Source organism: Pseudomonas sp. HK3 (genome assembly GCF_052920985.1).
This window is the reverse complement of sequence record NZ_JBREXD010000002.1, coordinates 117,957-133,914: the sequence shown is the minus strand read 5'-3', so window position 1 is coordinate 133,914 and position 15,958 is coordinate 117,957. Positions and strand designations below refer to the sequence as shown.

At 41.0% G+C, this 15,958-nt stretch carries 19 protein-coding genes and 1 pseudogene; 16 read left to right on the top strand and 4 right to left on the bottom strand.

Annotated elements, in window-relative coordinates:
• Position 1 precedes the first annotated feature (1 nt).
• The 10 genes and pseudogenes from ACU6U9_RS11550 to ACU6U9_RS11505 form a co-directional block, all read left to right on the top strand.
• Positions 2 to 1,645, top strand: a pseudogene (locus ACU6U9_RS11550) (type I restriction-modification system subunit M); the annotation flags it as partial.
• Between the two features lie 375 nt (positions 1,646 to 2,020).
• The gene (locus ACU6U9_RS11545; RefSeq protein WP_446735199.1) at positions 2,021 to 2,614 is read left to right on the top strand and encodes a hypothetical protein; all 594 of its coding nucleotides are present in this window, start codon (positions 2,021 to 2,023) and stop codon (positions 2,612 to 2,614) included.
• Complete coding sequence (locus ACU6U9_RS11540) at positions 2,607 to 3,887, top strand: N-6 DNA methylase (protein WP_446735198.1); 1,281 nt, start codon at positions 2,607 to 2,609, stop codon at positions 3,885 to 3,887. The genes ACU6U9_RS11545 and ACU6U9_RS11540 overlap by 8 nt, the downstream gene beginning before the upstream one ends.
• Positions 3,887 to 4,060 (top strand): hypothetical protein, encoded by a 174-nt coding sequence (locus ACU6U9_RS11535; protein ID WP_446735197.1) that lies wholly within the window; start codon positions 3,887 to 3,889, stop codon positions 4,058 to 4,060. Before ACU6U9_RS11540 ends, ACU6U9_RS11535 begins: the two co-directional genes overlap by 1 nt.
• 133 nt (positions 4,061 to 4,193) lie before the next feature.
• The gene (gene mutT / locus ACU6U9_RS11530) at positions 4,194 to 5,216 is read left to right on the top strand and encodes an 8-oxo-dGTP diphosphatase MutT (protein WP_446735196.1); all 1,023 of its coding nucleotides are present in this window, start codon (positions 4,194 to 4,196) and stop codon (positions 5,214 to 5,216) included.
• Positions 5,217 to 8,561 (top strand): DUF3427 domain-containing protein, encoded by a 3,345-nt coding sequence (locus tag ACU6U9_RS11525; RefSeq protein WP_446735195.1) that lies wholly within the window; start codon positions 5,217 to 5,219, stop codon positions 8,559 to 8,561. It begins immediately after the preceding gene.
• A gap of 206 nt (positions 8,562 to 8,767) precedes the next feature.
• The gene (locus ACU6U9_RS11520) at positions 8,768 to 9,427 is read left to right on the top strand and encodes a hypothetical protein (RefSeq protein ID WP_446735194.1); all 660 of its coding nucleotides are present in this window, start codon (positions 8,768 to 8,770) and stop codon (positions 9,425 to 9,427) included.
• Positions 9,417 to 10,601: a hypothetical protein gene (locus tag ACU6U9_RS11515; protein ID WP_446735193.1), complete on the top strand. Its 1,185-nt coding sequence runs from the start codon at positions 9,417 to 9,419 to the stop codon at positions 10,599 to 10,601. Before ACU6U9_RS11520 ends, ACU6U9_RS11515 begins: the two co-directional genes overlap by 11 nt.
• A 63-nt stretch (positions 10,602 to 10,664) precedes the next feature.
• Positions 10,665 to 11,120, top strand: coding sequence for a hypothetical protein (locus ACU6U9_RS11510; RefSeq protein WP_446735192.1), 456 nt, complete (start codon positions 10,665 to 10,667; stop codon positions 11,118 to 11,120).
• On the top strand, positions 11,120 to 11,455 hold the full coding sequence (locus ACU6U9_RS11505; RefSeq protein WP_446735191.1) for a hypothetical protein: 336 nt from the start codon (positions 11,120 to 11,122) through the stop codon (positions 11,453 to 11,455). The genes ACU6U9_RS11510 and ACU6U9_RS11505 overlap by 1 nt, the downstream gene beginning before the upstream one ends.
• A 128-nt stretch (positions 11,456 to 11,583) precedes the next feature.
• On the opposite strand, the gene ACU6U9_RS11500 is transcribed toward ACU6U9_RS11505, so the two are convergent.
• The 3 genes from ACU6U9_RS11500 to ACU6U9_RS11490 all read right to left on the bottom strand — a co-directional run bounded on the left by ACU6U9_RS11500 (position 11,584) and on the right by ACU6U9_RS11490 (position 12,262).
• Positions 11,584 to 11,721, bottom strand: a complete 138-nt coding sequence (locus ACU6U9_RS11500) for a hypothetical protein (RefSeq protein WP_446735190.1) — start codon at positions 11,719 to 11,721, stop codon at positions 11,584 to 11,586.
• Positions 11,714 to 11,872 (bottom strand): hypothetical protein, encoded by a 159-nt coding sequence (locus tag ACU6U9_RS11495; RefSeq protein ID WP_446735189.1) that lies wholly within the window; start codon positions 11,870 to 11,872, stop codon positions 11,714 to 11,716. Before ACU6U9_RS11495 ends, ACU6U9_RS11500 begins: the two co-directional genes overlap by 8 nt.
• Positions 11,873 to 11,980: 108 nt before the next feature.
• Positions 11,981 to 12,262 (bottom strand): hypothetical protein, encoded by a 282-nt coding sequence (locus ACU6U9_RS11490; protein ID WP_446735188.1) that lies wholly within the window; start codon positions 12,260 to 12,262, stop codon positions 11,981 to 11,983.
• Between the two features lie 629 nt (positions 12,263 to 12,891).
• On the opposite strand from ACU6U9_RS11490, the gene ACU6U9_RS11485 reads away from it, so the two are divergent.
• Positions 12,892 to 13,323 carry a hypothetical protein gene (locus ACU6U9_RS11485; protein WP_446735187.1) on the top strand — a complete coding sequence of 144 codons (432 nt, stop codon included), beginning with the start codon at positions 12,892 to 12,894 and terminating at the stop codon, positions 13,321 to 13,323.
• On the opposite strand, the gene ACU6U9_RS11480 is transcribed toward ACU6U9_RS11485, so the two are convergent.
• On the bottom strand, positions 13,320 to 13,451 hold the full coding sequence (locus ACU6U9_RS11480; RefSeq protein WP_446735186.1) for a hypothetical protein: 132 nt from the start codon (positions 13,449 to 13,451) through the stop codon (positions 13,320 to 13,322). The genes ACU6U9_RS11485 and ACU6U9_RS11480 overlap by 4 nt on opposite strands.
• A 66-nt stretch (positions 13,452 to 13,517) precedes the next feature.
• Here ACU6U9_RS11480 and ACU6U9_RS11475 point away from each other — a divergent pair, with 66 nt between their 5' ends.
• The 5 genes from ACU6U9_RS11475 (at position 13,518) to ACU6U9_RS11455 (ending at position 15,748) form a co-directional block, all read left to right on the top strand.
• Complete coding sequence (locus tag ACU6U9_RS11475; RefSeq protein ID WP_446735185.1) at positions 13,518 to 14,441, top strand: hypothetical protein; 924 nt, start codon at positions 13,518 to 13,520, stop codon at positions 14,439 to 14,441.
• Positions 14,442 to 14,476: 35 nt separating this feature from the next.
• Positions 14,477 to 14,638, top strand: coding sequence for a hypothetical protein (locus ACU6U9_RS11470; protein ID WP_446735184.1), 162 nt, complete (start codon positions 14,477 to 14,479; stop codon positions 14,636 to 14,638).
• 81 nt (positions 14,639 to 14,719) lie between these two features.
• On the top strand, positions 14,720 to 14,938 hold the full coding sequence (locus ACU6U9_RS11465) for a hypothetical protein (protein ID WP_446735183.1): 219 nt from the start codon (positions 14,720 to 14,722) through the stop codon (positions 14,936 to 14,938).
• 34 nt (positions 14,939 to 14,972) lie between these two features.
• Positions 14,973 to 15,302: a nucleotidyltransferase domain-containing protein gene (locus ACU6U9_RS11460; RefSeq protein WP_446735182.1), complete on the top strand. Its 330-nt coding sequence runs from the start codon at positions 14,973 to 14,975 to the stop codon at positions 15,300 to 15,302.
• A 26-nt stretch (positions 15,303 to 15,328) separates the two neighbouring features.
• Positions 15,329 to 15,748: a hypothetical protein gene (locus tag ACU6U9_RS11455; protein WP_446735181.1), complete on the top strand. Its 420-nt coding sequence runs from the start codon at positions 15,329 to 15,331 to the stop codon at positions 15,746 to 15,748.
• Positions 15,749 to 15,958 lie beyond the last annotated feature (210 nt).

Below are 15,958 nucleotides of genomic sequence, written 5' to 3'. Positions count from 1 at the left end.
TATGACCCAAGAACAATTAAACCAACTCGGTAAAACCCTTTGGAATATCGCCGATAGCTTACGTGGTGCAATGAATGCCGATGACTTTCGTGATTATATGCTGTCGTTTTTGTTTTTACGCTACCTATCGGACAATTACGAAACAGCGGCACAAAAAGAGTTGGGTAAAGACTATCCTGATATAGCAAGTGATGTTCTTTCTAAAACAGGTGTCGCGACCCCATTACAGGTATGGTACGAAGAAAACCCCAGTGATACCGCCGCCTTTGAAAAACAAATGCGCCGTAAATTACATTACGTAATTGAGCCTACACATCTGTGGGACAGTATTGCCGAAATGGCGCGCACGCAAAATAGCGAGTTATTGCAAACGCTTGAGGCAGGCTTTAAGTATATTGAAAACCACAGCTTTGATAGTAGCTTTCAGGGTTTATTTTCTGAGATTAACCTTAATTCCGAAAAACTCGGGAAAAAGCCTTCTGACCGTAACGATAAGCTCTGTACCATTATTCAAAAAGTGTCAGAAGGTATTGCGCAGTTTTCAACCGATACCGATATTCTTGGTGATGCCTATGAGTACTTGATTGGTGAGTTTGCAGCGGGGTCAGGTAAAAAAGCGGGCGAGTTTTATACACCGCAGCCCATCTCGGATATTTTGTCTCGCATTGTAGTGTTAGATAGCCAAGAACCCAAAACGGGCTTAAAGAAGAAACTCGATAATGTTATGGACTTCGCCTGCGGTTCTGGCTCACTTCTGTTAAACGTACGTAAGCGTCTCGGCCCGAACGGTGTAGGTAAAATCTACGGCCAAGAGAAAAACATCACTACCTACAACCTTGCACGTATGAACATGTTGTTGCATGGGGTTAAAGATACCGAGTTTGAGATTCACCATGGTGATACCCTGCTAAATGACTGGGATATGCTGAGTGAAATGAACCCAGCAAAAAAACTAAAGTGCGACGCTATTGTAGCCAACCCGCCATTCAGCTACCGCTGGGAGCCGACAGAGGCTATGGGTGAAGACTTCCGTTTTAAAAGTCACGGTTTAGCTCCTAAGTCTGCTGCTGATTTTGCCTTCCTATTGCATGGATTTCACTTTTTAAGTGACGAAGGCACCATGGCTATTATTCTGCCTCACGGTGTGTTATTCCGTGGCGGTGCAGAGAGTCGTATTCGTACCAAGCTGCTTCAAGACGGCCATATCGATACTGTGATTGGCTTACCTGCTAATTTGTTCTTTTCTACAGGTATCCCTGTTTGCATTCTGATACTTAAAAAATGCAAAAAATACGATGATGTTTTATTTATAAACGCCAGCGAACACTTTGAAAAAGGTAAGCGTCAAAACAAGCTGCGTGAGGACGATATCGAGAAAATCATCAGCACTTACCAAAACCGTGAAGTGATGGGTGATGACGAAGAAAGTGAAAAACTACGTTATGCGCGCCGTGTGTCTATGGATGAAATCGAGAAAAATGATTTCAACTTAAATATCTCTCGTTATGTAAGCACTGCCAAACCCGAGCCTAAAATTGAATTAGCTAAAGTAAATTCAGATTTACAAGCTATCGAGACTTCAATTAACGCAGCAGGTGCAAAGCACAACACTTTCTTGAAAGAGCTGGGTCTTGCGCTACTACCAGGCTATGGAGTTGCGGAGAAGTTTGTAGGAAGTAGTGAAAAGACAAAGTTTCACAAATTGGATTGTGAATATGCTGAAACACTAGAAGATTCAGCTAATCGCATTGAATTCAGCTCTCGGGAAGAAGCAGAAGAGGCCGGATACAAACCCTGCCGTACCTGTAACCCTTAACCCTCTTAAAGGCTAGCCCCACTGTTTATCACGCGGGGCTAGTTAGAACCTTCAATCCCCCTCCGTTTGGCCTCTTTTTCTTTGTTATTCTGTTTAAAAAACAACCTACCTTAACAATTAATTAAAAAATAGTAAGTAAAGCTATTGCTAAGTTATCTCGAGTACGAGATTGTACTCGAATAGTTCAGGGCCTAGGGGAAGTTAGTGAAATTAGCGGATATAGCGCATATTCAATCGGGTACAGCGTTTACTAAAAAGCCAGTAGTAGACAATAATGGCGATTTTTACGTATTGGATAGTACAGCTATTGCTGAAGGTAGAGTTGCACCTGAAAGAATGGTGAGAGCATCAACTCGTCAGCCAGGGTTGAGAGTGCCACAAAAAGAGGTGTTACCGGGTGACATCCTTCTTAAATCTAAGGGGGGTAGTAGGTTAGCCGTTGTTTTTGACTTCCCTCGGCAAGACCTTCCCGCATTCCCTAGTTCTTTATTTCATATGATTAGGCTTCATGAAAGGGGGAGGTTTGACCCTCACTTTATCAGGTGGGTTATCAACTCTAATCAAATTCAGTCTTTTTTAAGTGATAGGGCTAAAGGCTCTACTGTTAGCCACTTTCCGTTGGCGGTAACTAAAGACATTGAAATCCCAGAGGTTTCGATCGATAAACAAATGAAGCTAGTGCGGTTAGGTGATGCTTTCAATCGTCAAAAAATGCTAATGCAAGAGTTAATTTTTACTAAGCAGAAATATCGGGCTGCCTTTATGAATGAACAAATTTGGGGAAACGATAGTGAATAGAGATATTGCTCAGGAAATGCAAAATGCTGTAAAGCGTATTTGTAGAAGCGAGGCGGGCGAACCTGATGTTGCTTTGGTTACGGTGATCTTTGCTTTTATCTGGAGTAAATATAAATATGAAGGCGCTACTACGAAAGAGTTGTTTGATTGCCTAAATAGACCAAATCCAATTGAAAGTTATGGCGACAGTTTATTACCCGAATTATTCGTCTCGTTGCCAGAAGAGACTGTAGATAAGATTAAATCTGTTTTGAACTTAGAACTAGATCAGAACGCTTTAGATATATTCGAGGCACTCGATTTTATTGACCATAAAAATAATGGAGCTTATGATTTGTTTGCGGAGGCATTGGATGCTGTGATTAATTTCCATCAAATCTATATTCGACGCCAACCAACGTCTGCATTCGTGCGCAATTTATCATGGTCCCTTTTGGGAGTTAGAGAAGGTGATACAGTTACCGATCTAGGTGGGGTCTTAACTGATTTATTTAAGAACCCTAAACTAGAAGAAATAAACTTAGAGTACATAAAGCCAACTAATTGGTTTGAGAGGACGGTAGACTACCTAAGTGCTAATTATTATGCATTGGATGGAAAGGTTGAAGAGATTGAGGTTGCGGACTGGCCAAGTAAGAAGTTTGATATCGTTTTGGCTAATCCTGTATTTGAGGGGGGGATTATAGGCACACCTTATGAGGTGTTAATGCGGGGGGCATCTTTCAAGCATTACAAGTTACTTACCTTATTTATTGAAATGATAGTTGTATCTTTAAGTGAGAATGGCAGGGCTTTAGTAGTTGTTCCAGAGGGTTTTCTTGATAGTGTTGCTGACTCTCCTTTGAGAAAGAGGTTGGTTCTGGAGTACAATTTACGTGCAGTTATTCAACTTCCCGAAGGTAGTTTATCACCGGCTAAAAAAGTTTCAGGGTGCATATTGTATTTTAATAATAGAACTAATTCTGACCAAGTTAGGTTAGTTGATTTAAAGCGTACTCTAATTGATGGTAAGGATCCGTCTAATATATGCGAGGTTATATTGGATGATAGCAAAACTGGTGAAAATTCGGGTTTTCTATGCGATAAACAGTATAAGGCTTTAGAAGAAAATAATTGGAGTCTAATCCCTAGTAAGTATCTTGAAAAATTAAATCCTACCACTTTAAAGTCTAATGACATATTAAAAGAGGTTTTAAAATTAGAAGCCGAATTGGAAGAATGCAATTACAACATTATAGCGCTAACTAAAGAATTAGAAGGGGATATCTTGTAATGGAGCTACTAGATAAAATTGACCCTTATGTGCTGTTGTTTAGCTTTGGGGTGCTATTGTTGATGGGAGGGACATTAAGTGTGATCGCAATATCTAGATTTGAAAAAGTATCCTTAGAAAAAGGAAAAGGAAGGTTGAAAATTGAGCTTACTAGAAAAATCTCTAGAGATTAAGTAGGAATATATGAAAACCCTAATAATGGTGTGAGGGCTCTATTTTTGCTTTTTATTAATAAAAAATTCAAGAATATTTTCTCAATATTAATATATGTTTTTTAATTACTAAATTAAGTTTATTGGAGTAAGTTTGTCGTACTTGGATGTAACCGCAGCAATCATTGTAGATAAAAACAAATATCTATCGGCTAAGCGCTCGCCCGGCAAGCACCTAGCCGGCCACTGGGAATTCCCCGGTGGCAAGATAGAGCTCGGTGAAACCCCAGAGCAATGCCTAAAGCGTGAGCTAAAAGAAGAATTCACTATTGAATCTGAAGTTGGTGAATTTGTGGCAGAAAGCATCTTTGATTACGGTGAAAAACGTATTCGTCTTTTAGCCTACAAGGTAAAACACGTATCGGGTGAGTTTCAGCTGATAGATCATGATGAAATTCGTTGGTTGCCTATTGAAGCGCTAGATAGCTTAAAGTGGGCCCCTGCGGACCTTCCTATTATTGAAGCGTTAAAGCAGCAAGCCAAAGCTCAGCCTACGGCTGAGTTCTATTCTAATAATGCTAAATTCTATTATGAGGATACTTTCGCGAACGATGTAAACCATGTTTGTGAACGCTTCTTATCGACTTTGTCTTCTACTACTTCAGATAACCAACACATTTTAGATTTAGGCTGTGGTGCGGGTCGCGATAGTAAAGTATTTCTCGATGCTGGCTTTACTGTTACTGCATTAGAAGCTTCAAAAGAACTCGCTTTGTTAGCGGAAGATCATATTGGCCAACCTGTTTTGAATATGCGCTATCAGCAGCTTCAGGTAAAAAATACCTACGATGGTATTTGGGCCTGCGCCAGTTTATTGCATTGCCCTAAAAGCCAGATTGAATATGTGATGCAGAATTGCATTGATGCTTTGAAAGAAGGGGGCGTATTTTACTTTTCCTTCAAACACGGTGAAGGCGAACGCTTAGATGATTGGGGTCGTTTCTTTAATGATTACACCCTTGAGAGTATAAAAACCCTTATCGCTAAGTTTGACGAATTAGAAGTTGTCGAACTGTGGCAAGAAACAGAATTATTACGCGGTAAAGATCAAACATGGGTGAATGGCCTTGTTCGTAAAGTCAGTAAGCCTAATAAAGCAGTTAAGGATAAGCAGTAAATGAATCAGGATGTTTCATATTTATCTGTTGGCGGTGAAGATCATTTTTTACCTAAGTTAATCTCTGCCATTAACAGCGCTAAGAAAATTGATATGACGGTAGCCTTTGTCCGTGAAACGGGCATGCGGCTATTAATTCCTGCATTAAGGGAAGCGTTAGAGCGCGGTGCGACAATACGCATTTTAACCTGCGATTACATGCAAATTACCGACCCCGGTGCGTTACGCTATTTATTGCTGCTAAAAGAAGCGAACAATGAACAGCAAGGGGCAGATGTAAGAATATTTGAGAGCAAGCATAAGAGCTTTCACATGAAGGCTTATATCTTTACTCAAGACGATCAAGATAAAAGCAGTGCTTTTATTGGTTCAAGTAATATCACCAAGTCGGCACTGACCACTGGGCTAGAGTGGAATTTACAGGTTGAGCAGGCAGAGAACCCTGATCGCTTTAAAGAAATATGTGATCAGTTTAGAACCATCTTTCAGCATAAGCAAAGTGTCGAGCTAACCCATGCTTGGGTTGAGCATTATCAAACCCACTATAAAGAACCCAGCCAGCGTACCGCTGCGGTAGTGCCTGGGGCCGATGAGCAGGAAAAACCGGCAACCCCCAATGATATTCAAATAGAAGCCTTGGCTAAGTTAGAAGAATCGAGAGAAGCGGGTAATCGCCGTGGCTTAGTGGTATTGGCTACGGGTATGGGTAAAACATGGTTATCGGCATTCGACAGTAAGCAGATGAATGCTAAGCGTATTTTGTTTGTGGCCCACCGCGAAGAGATTTTATATCAGGCAGAAGAAACCTTTGTGCGTATTCACCCTACCGCCAAAGTAGGCCGTTATTCGGGTAAGCACAAAGAGCTTAATGTGGATATGTTGTTTGCCTCTATCCAGACCCTAGGTTTGCAGCATCATTTGGATCGCTTTGGAAGCGACCACTTTGATTACATTGTGGTGGATGAATTTCACCATGCGTCTGCCAGAACTTATCAACAGCTGCTATCGCATTTTACCCCGCGCTATTTATTAGGGTTAACCGCTACCCCAGACCGCACCGATCAGTCGGATATTCTTTCGCTATGTGATGATAACTTAGTGTATCGCAGTGATTTATTTGAAGGTATTACTCAGGGCATTTTGGCACCGTTTCATTATTACGGTATTGGCGATACCACGGTTAACTACCAAGAGATTAGCTGGCGTAATAATAAGTTTGATGAAAAAGAATTGGTTAATCAGTTAGCCACACAGGCCCGTGCGAAACATGCGCTAAAGCACTGGCAAGAACACAAGCAAACCAGAACGCTGGCGTTTTGTATTTCAAAGAAGCACGCCGACTTTATGGCTGAGTACTTTGTTAAACACGGTATTAAGGCGGTATCGGTACACAGTGAATCGGCTATTCGCCGTAATGATGCGTTGTCTCAGCTAGAGGCGGGCACCCTTGATGTTGTGTTCTCGGTAGACCTGTTTAACGAAGGGGTAGATTTACCTTCGATCGATACGGTGTTAATGCTAAGGCCGACGGAATCTAAAATTATCTTTATGCAGCAGCTGGGCCGTGGCCTAAGACGTTGCGAGGGCAAAGATAAGTTAATCATCGTGGACTTCATTGGTAATCACCACAGCTTCTTTAACAAGCCCGAAGCGCTGTTTAAAATCGGCCCAACGAATGCCAATAAAAAAGACTTCATTAAAGGCGCGAACGATCAATCATTAGAGCTGCCGGAAGGCTGCTTTATTAATTACGACCCTGTTGCCATTGATTTTATGCAACAGCTCACCGCGATGCGCATTGATTCACAAGTAGAGCTGTATGAATCGTTAAAAGCATCGTTTGGCTATAAACCGAGTATGGGCGCGTTTTATCATGCGGGTGGCAGCATTGATACTATACGCCGCGAACATGGCCAGTGGTGGGAGTTTGTGGCTAAGCAGGGGGATCTTTCTGATAGTGAGTTAGCATGCTTAACCTCGCACAAAGCGTTTTTACGTGAAGTTGAAGTGACGAAGTTGGATAAGTCTTTTAAATTAATACTGTTGGAATCGTTATTAGAAAATGATGGTTTCAAAGCCCCTGCGAATACGTTGGCCATTGCCCAAAATAGCTTTGGAATCTTTAAGCGCCGCCAGCGTTTGTTGGTTGATCTGCCAGAGAAGTATCAAGCATTAGAAATACTCGATACTAAGCAATTGAAAACATGGCACACCTACTGGTTGAATAACCCCGTTAACGCTTGGACGGGAGGCAGCAGGGCTCAAGGAGGAAAGAAGGCCGCCGATAAAGCGTATTTTAAAATCGAAGAAGAGAAGCTTACTTATTTAACAGCCATTGCACCTGAAGAACTGGATGCGTTCAACGTGATGGTGCAAGAGCTAGTGAATTATAGATTCTTGCAATATGAACAACGCTTAACCAATAAGGTGATAGAGGGTGAATCAAGCACTGTAAATGTATTACCAGATGCCGCTAATTCAATTCCTTATTTCAGCGACTTAAAAATCGCCTGTGGCCACTTCCGCACCAGTAGCCATGAAACAGAAGAAATTGAACAGATCGCCTTGCCAGAAAAATACGGCACGCTAGATCCTGCGAAGCACTTCATTGCTCGCGCAATGGGTAACTCCATGAATGGGGGAAAACACCCCATACATGATGGCGATTATTTATTGCTTGAACATATTACGTCTAATAACGCAGGAAGCATCAGTAATCAGATTGTTGCCATTGAACGCCAAGATACCAGTGGTGATGACCAGTACCTTCTACGTTCGGTTAATAAGCTTGGCCAAGGCCAGTATGAGCTAGTCGCGCAGAACAGCGATTATGAACCCATGATGGCTACTGAAGATATGGCGACGTTTGCGCGATTGAAAGATGTTATTGATCCTTTGGATTTATATCTGCATCAATCGTTTATGCGTGCGGATATACCGGGGTTGTTTGGGCTTGAGTTTAATACTGGTGCTTGGGAAGCAGGGCATGTTTGCCCGAAGGGCCAAGATGATCAGTTCTTGTTGGTAACACTGAATAAGCAGGGAAAAAATGCCGACCACCAGTATCATGACTATTTTAAAGATGGAAATACCTTCCATTGGCAAAGCCAGAACTCTACCTCTTCGACTAGTGGTAAAGGCCAGCGCTTAATTAATCATAAGGCTAATGGCAGCAAGCTGCATTTGTTTGTGCGTAAGAATAAGTTAGAAGCTAAGAAAGGTGCGCCGTTTTATTATTGCGGCACTGTGAATTATGAGTCTCATGAGGGTGAGAAGCCTATGAGTGTTATTGCGGGGCTTGATAGTGAGCTGTCGGAATATTTGAAGTCAGAGTTTGTTGGGTAGGGAGCCTCACAATAGTATAGAAAACGTTTTCGCGGAAATGTTGTGGGATTACATAAAATTTTTACGCTTTTATTGATATGAAACTTTTTATTAATTGAAGTCTGGGTATACTAAAAACATCTAAAATTTCACTTTTGTTCTTACCAAGTAGTAGCTATCGATTTGGCGGTGTATGAACTAAGGATATATTTCCCACAGGAGTGGTCATGAAGCTAAATCAAGTACTAACACAAATCAACTTAATCGAACGGTCAAAGTTCATTAACTGCCTTGATCAAATTCTGAAAGACAATAAAGATTCCATAACGGATCTTTCGAACATTGATGGCCAATTAAGACAAGCATCTGAAAGTCAAATTATCGATTTATTCACGACTGTTTCTACCTATTACAAAGAAATGATTCGGGAGCGTATTTATTTTTTAGGAAGCCAAGCCAAGCTATTACTTAATATCCTTTCTAGAGATGGGAATTGTGTTGCTAGGATTCAATGGATTGAAACCTTGTATGAGAAAGAGAATTCTAGACTAGCAGAATTGAGCTTAAAAATTGATGCCGAAATTAAAGAATCTGTCGATGCTACGGGCTATGAGCGTGCTACTCGGCTGGCTATATATCATGATTGCTTTAAAACCGCTTTTCTAAACGATGAGAGATTGAATCGTGAAGCGAAGGTAACTGACGATGAGCGAACAATTCTAAATACCTTGGCGGCTAGATTGAATTTGTCTTCTGATGAAGTCTATGCAATCGAGAATCTTATTGAGCCACTACCTAAGGGGTCTGTAGAAGCGACTCTAGAGCTATTGAAAGAATCAGGGATATTATTCATTAGCAAGAAGAAAGCAAGAAGTATTGGTTGCTGATGAAGTTATCGCGATTTTGCATGAAATTCAGAATAAAGAATTGTCTGATAAGTATGTACTTAGAATACTTCGTTCACTGAGTGATGCAGAGTTATCGAATACAGTTAAGTGTCATGACCAAAAATGGAGAGGCGTCTCGCGATCGGATAAAATCCATTTTATTGTCAGTTCTGGTATTTCGATACGTAATGTATTAAGTAAAGAAATCTACGATAAAGATGAATCTTTAAATAATCGCAAAGATCGAATTAAAGGTGTGATTGAGGACCTAGGACTATCGCTGCCTAGATTAGGTGTGACAGTTGATGATCGTATTGATCTGATGATTGAGTCGATTAAAGCGAATGCCGAAAAAGAGTTTGATCTGCTAAGTATAAGTGGTTTCTCTGAGCTATTGAAAAGCTTAGAAGCAACTGAGCTATCTGTACTTGATAGATTAAGAGGAGAATTTGAAATTGAAGAAAGAGAAGAGCTCAGTACAGAAACATTACGAGGACTTACTATTTCGCCATTAGATATTTTGTATCTCTATAGTAATGATGAAGTCAAAGTCATCCGAGATGGGTTTAAACTATCTAAGCGAATAAACCCAAGGGTCGCTATTATTGAGCACTTCGCAAGCGCGAACGATAAATTAGTTGATCACTATGTGAAGCTAGCCAAGCGTGATTTAGCAGGCTTGAAAGAAGTCGGTATTGATATTAAAGAGTTTGAAATTGGAGCTAAATTCGAAGAAATAACTCGTTCTATTTTGTCTCATCTCCAACTTAATGTAGATGAGGAATTACGCAAGGAAGTTAATACCGCTAAAGATAAAGCCGATATAGTTATTTCTATTGGTAATGATGATGTGATTGTTGGTGAAGTTAAATCACATAAAAATGGTGATTATGCTAAGTATTCAACGACGTCACGTCAGGTTAAAGCATATGTGAACCGTTTTGAAGAAAATGGAAAGCGTGTTGCGCAAGCATTGATTATTGCTCCTTCTTTTTCGCCAGATTTTATTGAATCGGCAGAGTTGGATACTGACATTAATATTTCGTTACTGGAAGCTGAAGGTTTGAAGAAAATATTAGATGCTTTCCGAGCGCGTAATAAACCTAAGTTCTCAGCCAAGTTGTTGACTAAAGGTGGATTGTTAAAGGCAGACTTGATAGCTAAGGCTATCTAACTAATAGTATTTCCTTCACTATCTACAACAGTAGAGTTAATAAAAAATTATTTAAGAATTAATATGTTTAATAAAAATAAAAATAAAAAAGATCACTTGGAACTGGTTTGCCCTGAGTGTGATAAGAATACAAAAGTTAAAACGGAAGCAGGTGTTGAGTGTTCATCACCTGAATGCGAAACCTCTTTTAGTGGTATGGTATTTAAACGTAAGAAATATTTTACAAGGGCTGCAGCCGTTCTTGTGGTCAGCGGTGCGGTTACGGGTATTACACTTAACGAAAAAATTGAAGATGAACGGCTCTCTTACGAAAGTGAATTTACTCTGATGACGGCATGTGTCAATCGTTATGGGGGTTCTTATTCTACTAAAGCTCTTGAATCTCGTATTGATAAGTGTTCGTGTTCAGTCAGAAAGGTTGTCAATAACCTTGGGGTTGATTCAAAAAGCAATGATACAGATGAAGTGGTAGATGCTTTTTTCACTTCAGTAAACTCCACAATGCGAGAGTGTAGTTGATGTCGGTTTCTGTGAGTGATGTCGCTTCTGAGAATGAGATTGCTGATTTTAGGGCTACACTAGATGAGATTGGATATAGTTTAGCTAAGTTTTGCGAGTTGGTCGCAGTAAATGAGGGCTCTGAAGATGCTGATCAAGAAGATAAGAAAACTCAAAGTGTCAAAAAATCATTTAGTCGGAAAATGAAGCAAGAAACCTTGAATAAGTATTGGGGTTATATCGCAGAGCTACCCGAATTTGATAATGTTGATCGTATCGTTCTGGCAAGTTCAAAAAAGTATTTAGCACGTACAAATTACAGGCATAAAATAGTTTCAGCATTTGATGTAGATTGAAAAGGGCTGTCAATTGACAGCCCTTTTATTTACTAGTTATTTTGGAGGGTTATTTCCACGGCCACCGCCTGATGGTTTACCCGTAGTACTTGGTCCGTTAGGTGGACGAGGCGCTGATCCTTTAGCCATTATTTATCTCCTATATAATCATCGTTGTTTGGGTTGTGTGTGTCTGACCAATCATCCATATCGGCTTCATTGTTTGGATTGTTGATATCAGACCATGTGTCTAATTCATCTTGTGACATATCCGAAGAATCAGGCATCTTGTGGCTCCTTACCAGAATTTTTAGCAGCCGCCTTTTGAGCTTTTGCCGGGAATGACCCTTTTGGGTTTTGGCCGCCAGTTTTCTTGGCATTAGCTGCTTGAATTCGTGCAGCAGCGGCTGGTGTCATTGGTGTTTTTTGTTTAGACATATTAACTTCCTTTTTTTTGCGTTTCCATTGTTCATCATTCTAGAGATAATCAATGAACAGGTTGAATAAAAAATAATGGCTTTTGTTACTTGGGAGCAACCAGTCAAATTAAATATTCATATATTCCTTTAGTTCACGCTCAATACGCTTGAATTCATTGACAGATACAGATGAGTGTGGCGCTACTAATAATTGGTCATGATTCTGAATGTATATGTCAACTATGTTCTGATCGGAAAGTTGAAGCTGGATGCTTTTTTCATAAAATATAAACGCGCAAACATGCTCCAGATTAACATGGAATTGTGAATCTATTTTTAACCCTTTTTTAGTATTTTTTAGTATTTTTACAGGTTTCGCAGCAGCGGCTGTTGTTTTTGAGTTAGACATTCATGTCTCCTTTAGTGATTGATTTGCTTTCCTATTAACCTCGCTAGGTTCTTGGGATAAGCAAAATCATAATAAGGGAGGGTGTGGGGACATCTGGGGACAAATAGACATTGGTTTTCTAATAATTTAATTAATTAGGCATTAGGCTTGTAATATTTAAGGGCCTGACGCAACACTACTAAATATATTGCTTTAACCCCGCCCAATCTCCATTCACCCGATCAACCCCACCAAGGTTCCGATTACTCCCGCCAAGCTGCCCAGTGTGGGCTTGGCAGGCAATCCGGCTTTTTTCATGTTAAAAACTGTTTTCAATGGCTTGGTTTAGGTTATCGAGTTTTTTATGCCCACAGGCTTTTCGCAATGTATTAAAGGTGTCTAACCCTAAACCTATTACTATTTCTTTTATTTTTAATAAATAGTGTGTCGATACCCATATTGTGAGTGAGTTTTCGTGTAGATTGGACTCTGTGTTTTCGTGTTGAGCTTATCGCTTGCAGTATACCTACAAACGGCACGCCGAGTTTGTACAGCTGTGTATACTTAGTCGTTATTTTTAATACTCATATAAATGGATTGATCAATGAAACTTTCAAAACTATTAAGCGCTTTATGTATATTGGTGTTTATTGCGGGTTGTTCTGTTTGGCTCCCAGTTTGAGAACCAAGCGCAGCCTGAATCTAACGCCGTTGGCCAAATCGCTTTTCCTGTATTTGCTGAGCAGTTCATGGGTAAACGCTCTAACACTTCAATTGGGATTGAGGTGCTGCTTAAAAATCAAAAGACAGGTCAGGTGCATAAGTCTTTGATGGATTTTAAAGTAGGTAAACGGGTTGAAATTATGGATAACCTGACGCCGGGTGTGTATGTGATGGATTCATACAACGAAATGGTCATGGGTGGTCTTCTTTCTAGGCGTTTAAAACCGGCGGTTGAAATTGTGGTGGGTGCAGGGCAAACGGTATTATCCCCTGTGTTTGTGCGGATGGCGGCTCATGTTTATCCTCGTAGTTGGGTGGGGCATATTCAAGATGAGGGTTTTTGGGATGAGTATCGTTAGTTGATGTTTGTTTTTGATTGTTTGAAGTGAACAACGGACTTAGCGGATACGTTAGCCATACCTGCAACATCTATTTGTCCCACGTTAGATTTGATAAATCGAATAATGTCTTTAATGAGCAGCATCACTCCTGCCACACCCTGTCACTAGAACTTGTTATTATTTCTTGAATCTAACAAAAACAGAACCCAATTATGGAACTCATGAAGAACGGCCTTGGCTTGCCCGCGATTAAGCGCATAAGCCAAGCACTTGCTCAAACACGTACCCTGCAAAATACATTTGATTGTAAGGCGTTTATTAAAGCGGCAAAAAAACCACTTGAATCACTCGAATTAAAAGAGCGTGTTCAGCATGTTATTGAAACCCTGCATCAGTTTTTGCCGGTTGAGTTTGATCAAGCCGTTAAGTGTTTACTTGAGCTGCCTAGCGTTTGGGATGCTGGTAACCCTGATGACCCACTGCGGGGCTTTGCCGCATGGCCCATTATTGATTATATCGGGGAGTATGGGGTAGATAGCCCCGATGTTGCGTTGCCTGCACTGCGTGAATTAACCCATTTATTTTCGGCAGAATTTGCGATTCGCCCGTTTTTGCTTAAACACCCTAAGCTTTGCCACCAGCATTTTAAAACCTGGGTCAAAGATGAGAGTGAGCATGTGCGGCGTTTAGTCTCTGAGGGCACGCGCCCACGCTTGCCTTGGGGGATGCAGTTAAAACCGTATATTAAAGACCCTAGCGATAATTTGCGTTGGCTTGATGTATTAAAAAATGACGAGAGTTTGTACGTAAGGCGTTCGGTGGCGAACCACCTTAATGACATCAGCAAAGACCATCCGCACGTGGTGATTGATCAATGCAAGGCGTGGTACCCAAACAGTGATGATAATGTAAAGTGGCTCATTAAACACGCAACCCGCAGCTTGGTCAAAGCGGGGCACCCTGATGTGTTTGAGTTATTAGGGCACAGTAAAGCGGTTAAGGTTAAAGGCCTTAATTTAACATTATCGGCTGATCACCTTGTACTGGGTGATAGCTTAACGTTTGACTTGTCGTTTGAGTCCGCGACGAATGAGCCTCAGTCTGCTTGGTGGTGGATTTTGCGCTGCATTTTATGAAGGCCAACGGCAAAACCTCAGCCAAAGTATTTAAATTGAAAACACTTAGTTTAGAGTCTGGCCAATCGGTGAGTGTGCAAAAAACACACGCCATTAAAGCCATTACCACGCGACGCTATTATACGGGCACACAAAAACTTGAGGTGCTGATGAATGGGCAGCCTGTGGCGCAGGCGTCGTTTTTTCTTGAGGTGTAGTTTATTGGTTTATGGTTTAAAACTAGACAGGACCCAAATTGGGACCTATAGTACCCAAATTGGGTCTTTTGGTCGGATGATATGAATACCAGTATAGGGGATGCCTTGTTCACCAAGGCGCAGCAAAAGGTGTTGGCATTGCTGTTTACTCAGCCAGATAAAAGCTTTTATTTAAATGAAGTGGTGCGCATTGCTGATATGGGCAAAGGTGCCATCAGCCGTGAACTGAGTAATCTAGCGGCTGCGGGTTTGCTTGTGGTAACGAAACAGGGGGAATCAAAATCACTATCAAGCGAATAAAGCCGCGCCAGTATTTAATGAATTAATCGCAATTGTGAAAAAAACCTTTGGAGTGCGAGGGGTTTTGCAATCGGCTTTGTTAAGCATTATGCCAAAGTTAGAGCAGGCGTTTATTTATGGCTCGGTGGCAAAAGGTGAAGATCATGCCGGCAGTGATGTGGATGTGATGTTGGTCGGTGATGATTTAAGTTATAGCGAAATTATGGCACTGTTAGAACCTGCTGAAACTCAGCTGCAGCGGCCCGTGAATCCGACCATTTATTCGCCACAAGAATTGTCACAACGTTTAGCAGATGGCCAAGGTTTTTTAAGTAAGGTGATGGCGCAAACCAAAATTAATTTGTTAGAAGAGAAAAGTGATTAACGACAACTTAACCACTAGGAAGCCCAATGCTAGAGCTGGATAACCTAGTCAAAATACAGCAATTAAAACATGAAGCGGCCGATGCAAAAGAGTTTGCAGGTATGTTGCGCGCTGCTGAAATTAAATTAAGCGATGCTCGAATACAGGGCTTAAGTGAAGACAGCCAGTTTTCCTTGGCGTATGGTGCGGCCCATGCTTTATCGTTAGCGGCATTGCGTTGGCATGGTTATCGTAGTGATAGTCGCTATTTGGTGTTTCAATGTTTGCAGCATACATTAGGACTTGATCGTGCAAAGTGGCGTGTACTTGATAATTGTCATAAAGCGCGAAATTTAGCCGAGTATGAAGGGCATCTAGAGGTCAACCCTCAACTGCTTAAAGAACTAATAAGCATTACAAATGAGGTCTTACTTTTAGTTAAGGCGCTGCCACCCATCACCTCGTAATGCATTCAATTCAATTCAATTCAATTCAATCGAGTGTTAAAAGCGCTGATGTACTTACGGGGCGTTTGATATGTAAGCGCCTTCACGAGTTTCTGCTATTTCATAACGAAAGAGGTGGTTGGTCATGAATACTTGGAAATATTGCCGGTAAGGGTTGGGCCGTCTTCCCCGATAACAACACTCGGGGATGACGATCCTTCGCGTGAAAGA